Origin of the sequence: Streptomyces spongiae, from assembly GCF_009377185.1 — a bacterium.
GTDB classification, from domain to species: domain Bacteria; phylum Actinomycetota; class Actinomycetes; order Streptomycetales; family Streptomycetaceae; genus Streptomyces; species Streptomyces spongiae.
This window is the reverse complement of record NZ_VJZC01000783.1, coordinates 1-3817: the sequence shown is the minus strand read 5'-3', so window position 1 is coordinate 3817 and position 3817 is coordinate 1. Positions and strand designations below refer to the sequence as shown.

Sequence of the window (3817 nt, the reverse complement as noted above, 5' to 3'; positions counted from 1 at the left end):
CGCCCCGTCAGGGGCGCGGGGCTGTATCAATATGCGGCTCCGCCGCGTGGGCGCGACCAGCCACGGCCGGGCCGAAAGCTACAAAACCGCCCTACCGCGGAGCGCTACTCGACGACGAGCTCGACCGGAACGTTGCCGCGGGTGGCGTTGGAGTAGGGGCAGACCTGGTGGGCCTGCTCGACCAGCTTGCGGCCGGTCGCCTCGTCCACGGAGTCCGGCAGCTCCACGCGCAGGGTGACCTTCAGGGCGAAGCCCTCGCCCTGCTTGCCTATGCCGACCTCGGCGGTCACCGCGGCGTCGGCGACATCGACCTTCGCCGCCCGGCCGACGAGACCCAGGGCGCTGCCGAAGCAGGCGGCGTAACCGGCGGCGAACAGCTGCTCCGGGTTCGTGCCCTGGCCGTTGCCGCCCATCTCCACGGGCAGGCCCAGCGCGAGGTCGATCTTGCCGTCGGAGGTGACGGCGCGACCCTCGCGGCCGTGGGTGGCGGTGGCGACAGCGGTGTAGAGCGCGTCCATGGGAAACCATCCCTCTCGAAGTTCACGGTGGGCGGCCCGGTCCGGCCGCCCGCACACCATGATTAGAGCACACAATTCAATTGCGCACAACTAAATGACGCGCTGGAGGTATCCTGGACCCATGACCCCGACCCCAGCCACCGACTCGACCTCGACCACCCCCGACGGCACCCTCGACAACGTCCTCGACGGAGACCTGCTGAGCCTCGACAAGCAGATCTGCTTCTCGCTGCACGCGGCCTCGCGCGCCTTCAACGGCGTCTACCGGGTGCTCCTGAAGGACCTCGGCCTCACCTACCCGCAGTACCTGGTGATGCTGGTGCTGTGGGAGCGGGGCGAGCTGCCCGTGAAGAAGCTGGGTGAGCACCTGCGCCTCGACTCCGGCACACTGTCGCCGCTGCTGAAGCGCCTGGAGGCGGCCGGCCTGGTACGGCGCGAGCGCAGCGCGCGTGACGAGCGGTCGGTGGAGGTGCGACTGACCGAGGAGGGCCGGGCGCTGCGCGAGCGGGCCCTGGAGGTACCGCGCCGGATCGCGACCGCGACGGGTTTCGACCTGGACGAGCTGCGCGCCCTGCGCACCCGCCTGGACCGCCTGACGACCGCGCTGGACGAGGCGGCGCTGGAGGAGACGCCGGGCTGCGGCTAGAGCACCTCCGAATCCAACAACTCCGAACGGAACCCGAACCCCATTCCTGTCATCTTCCACGCGGGAGGCTAAGTGCCTCTAAAAGGGAAACTCATATAAAAACCTACTATTCCGACTCGTGGGAGCCATGCATCCTCACCACTCGCAGGTCAGCGTCGTCGTCATCGGTTACGACGACGCCGCCCACGTGGCGGACGCGGTCCGCTCGGCGCTCGCGCAGGGCCCCGCCGTCCGTGAGGTGCTCGCGGTCGACGACTGCTCGACGGACGGCAGCGCGGACCTGCTGGAGAGGATGGCCGCCGACGAACCGCGTCTGCGAGTGATCCGCCGCCAGGTCAACAGCGGCGGCTGCGGCACCCCGCGCAACGACGGCATCGAGGCAGCGGCGGCCCCGTACGTGATGTTCCTGGACAGCGACGACGTGCTGCCGCCCGATGCGGTGGACCGGTTACTCGGCGCCGCGATGGAGCACGACGCGCAGGTCACGGCGGGCCTGTGCGTACGCCGGGAGCTTCCGTCCGGGCGCGAGACCCCGTGGCAGCCCGAGCTCTACACGAAGCCCGCCGTGCTCGCCCGTCCGTCCCGGCTCACCCGTCTGGTCCACGACACGCTGTGCGTCAACAAGCTCTACCGCACCGACTTCCTGCGCGAGCACGGGATCCGCTTCCCCGACGGGCGCTTCCCGTACGAGGACTTCGTGTTCACCGCGCGCACCCTGGCCGCCGCCCCGCGCATGGCACTCATCCCGGACACGGTGTACGTCTGGCACGTGCGCCGCTCCGCCGCCCGGCTGTCCATCTCCCTGGACCGCGCGGACATCGGCAACTGGCGGGCGCGGACACAGGCCCACCAGCTGTCGTACGACATCCTGCTCGGCGCCGGCGAGAAGCAGCTGGCGCGGGCCGCGCGCGCGAGGTTCCTCGATCACTCGCTGCGGATGTACGCGCGCGAACTGGACCAGCGCGGGGCCGAGTACCGGCGCGAGTGGTGGACCCTCACCCGCGCGTACCTGGAGACCTTCGACGCGGCCGACTTCGCGCTGGCGCCCGCGCCGGGGCGCGTCGTGGCGCGCGTGATACTGGCCTCCGCCGAGCCCCGCGACGTGCCCCGCCTCAAGGAACTCGCGGCCCGCCCGGCCCGGCTGGCCCCGCCGTACGCGCGCGCGGCCGACGGCACCCCGGTGTGGTCCGCGGACCTGCCCGAGGTACCGCTGGACCACCTCCTCGAACGCCCCCTGCACCTGCTGCCCGCGGCCGTCGACGCCGAACTGCGCCCCCACGCGCGCGAGACCGTGCTCCGGCTGCGTCTGCACGAGCTGTACGGACGGCTGGAGGAGGCGGGTCCCAACGCAGTGGACGTGGAGTTCACGCACCGGGACAACGGCCGGGTGGGACTCACCCGCACGGCCTCCCTGGCGGCCGAGCCGGAGTTCGACAGCTGGGTGGCCGACGTGCCCCTGAACCTCGACGAGCTGGGCTCGGGCACCTGGGACCTGCGGCTGCGGCTGTGCTTCCGTGACGGCACCAGCCGCGAGACCACCGCCCACGCGGTCACCGGTCCCGGGCTGCTGCGGCGGAGCGCCGTACCGAGCACACGCCACGGGCTCCTCCTCGTGCAGCCGTACGCTACCCACGCGGGGGCGCTCGCGGTGCGGCTCGCGCCCGGTTGGCGAGGATTGACAGATGTCGTGACCCGACGCGTCAAACGCCTCCTCCACCGCTGAACGCCTGCTTCACTGGTGCACGCCTGAACGCCTGCTTCACTGGTTCACGCCTGTAGTGCACGACCTGTACGCGAACTCCTGAGGGGACGGCAGTCCATGACCTGGCTGATCACCGGCGGCGCCGGCTACATCGGGGCGCACGTCGTCCGCGCGATGCGCGAGGCGGGCGAACGGGCGGTGGTCTACGACGACCTGTCGACGGGAATCTCCGAGCGCGTACCCGAGGGGGTGCCGCTGGTCGTGGGCTCCACCCTGGACGGCGAACTGCTCTCCCGCACCCTGGCCCGGCACAGCGTCACCGGCGTGGTCCACCTGGCGGCGAAGAAGCAGGTCGGCGAGTCGGTCGAACAGCCGCTGCACTACTACCAGGAGAACGTGGAGGGACTGCGCGTCCTGCTCTCCGCCGTCACGGACGCCCAGGTCACGTCCTTCGTCTTCTCCTCCTCGGCGGCGGTGTACGGCATGCCGGACGTGAACCTGGTGACGGAGGAGACTCCGTGCGTGCCGATGAGCCCGTACGGCGAGACCAAGCTCGCGGGCGAGTGGCTGGTGCGGGCCACGGGCCGGGCAACCGGCCTGTCCACGGCCTCACTCCGCTACTTCAACGTTGCGGGGGCGGCCTCGCCCGACCTCGCGGACGCCGGCGTCTTCAACCTCGTCCCGATGGTCTTCGAGAAGCTGACCGAGGGTGCGGCGCCGCGGATCTTCGGGGACGACTACGCCACCCCCGACGGCACCTGCGTCCGGGACTACATCCACGTGGTGGACCTGGCCGAGGCCCATGTGGCTGCGGCCCGGCGCCTGCATGCCGCCCCAGGTACGGACCTGACCCTCAACATCGGCCGCGGTGAGGGCGTTTCGGTCCGCGAGATGATCGACCGCATCACCACGCACACCGGCCACGACCTCCCCCCGTCCGTCGCCCCACGC

General features: G+C 71.1%; 4 protein-coding genes. 3 read left to right on the top strand and 1 reads right to left on the bottom strand.

The window, feature by feature from the left end:
• Positions 1 to 104 precede the first annotated feature (104 nt).
• Positions 105 to 518, bottom strand: a complete 414-nt coding sequence (locus FNH08_RS46670; RefSeq protein WP_152777863.1) for an organic hydroperoxide resistance protein — start codon at positions 516 to 518, stop codon at positions 105 to 107.
• A gap of 121 nt (positions 519 to 639) precedes the next feature.
• Here FNH08_RS46670 and FNH08_RS46665 point away from each other — a divergent pair, with 121 nt between their 5' ends.
• The 3 genes from FNH08_RS46665 to galE form a co-directional block, all read left to right on the top strand.
• Positions 640 to 1164 (top strand): MarR family winged helix-turn-helix transcriptional regulator, encoded by a 525-nt coding sequence (locus FNH08_RS46665; protein WP_228034796.1) that lies wholly within the window; start codon positions 640 to 642, stop codon positions 1162 to 1164.
• A 127-nt stretch (positions 1165 to 1291) separates the two neighbouring features.
• The gene (locus tag FNH08_RS46660; protein WP_152777865.1) at positions 1292 to 2887 is read left to right on the top strand and encodes a glycosyltransferase family 2 protein; all 1596 of its coding nucleotides are present in this window, start codon (positions 1292 to 1294) and stop codon (positions 2885 to 2887) included.
• 96 nt (positions 2888 to 2983) lie between these two features.
• Positions 2984 to 3817 (top strand): UDP-glucose 4-epimerase GalE (gene galE / locus FNH08_RS46655; protein WP_152777859.1); only part of this gene is annotated, 834 nt, incomplete at its 3' end.

Bases quoted from the DNA above. Each gene is read 5' to 3' on its own strand.
- FNH08_RS46670 (WP_152777863.1), bottom strand. From the start codon at position 518: ATGGACGCGCTCTACACCGCTGTCGCCACCGCCACCCACGGCCGCGAG.
- FNH08_RS46665 (WP_228034796.1), top strand. From the start codon at position 640: ATGACCCCGACCCCAGCCACCGACTCGACCTCGACCACCCCCGACGGC.
- FNH08_RS46660 (WP_152777865.1), top strand. From the start codon at position 1,292: ATGCATCCTCACCACTCGCAGGTCAGCGTCGTCGTCATCGGTTACGAC.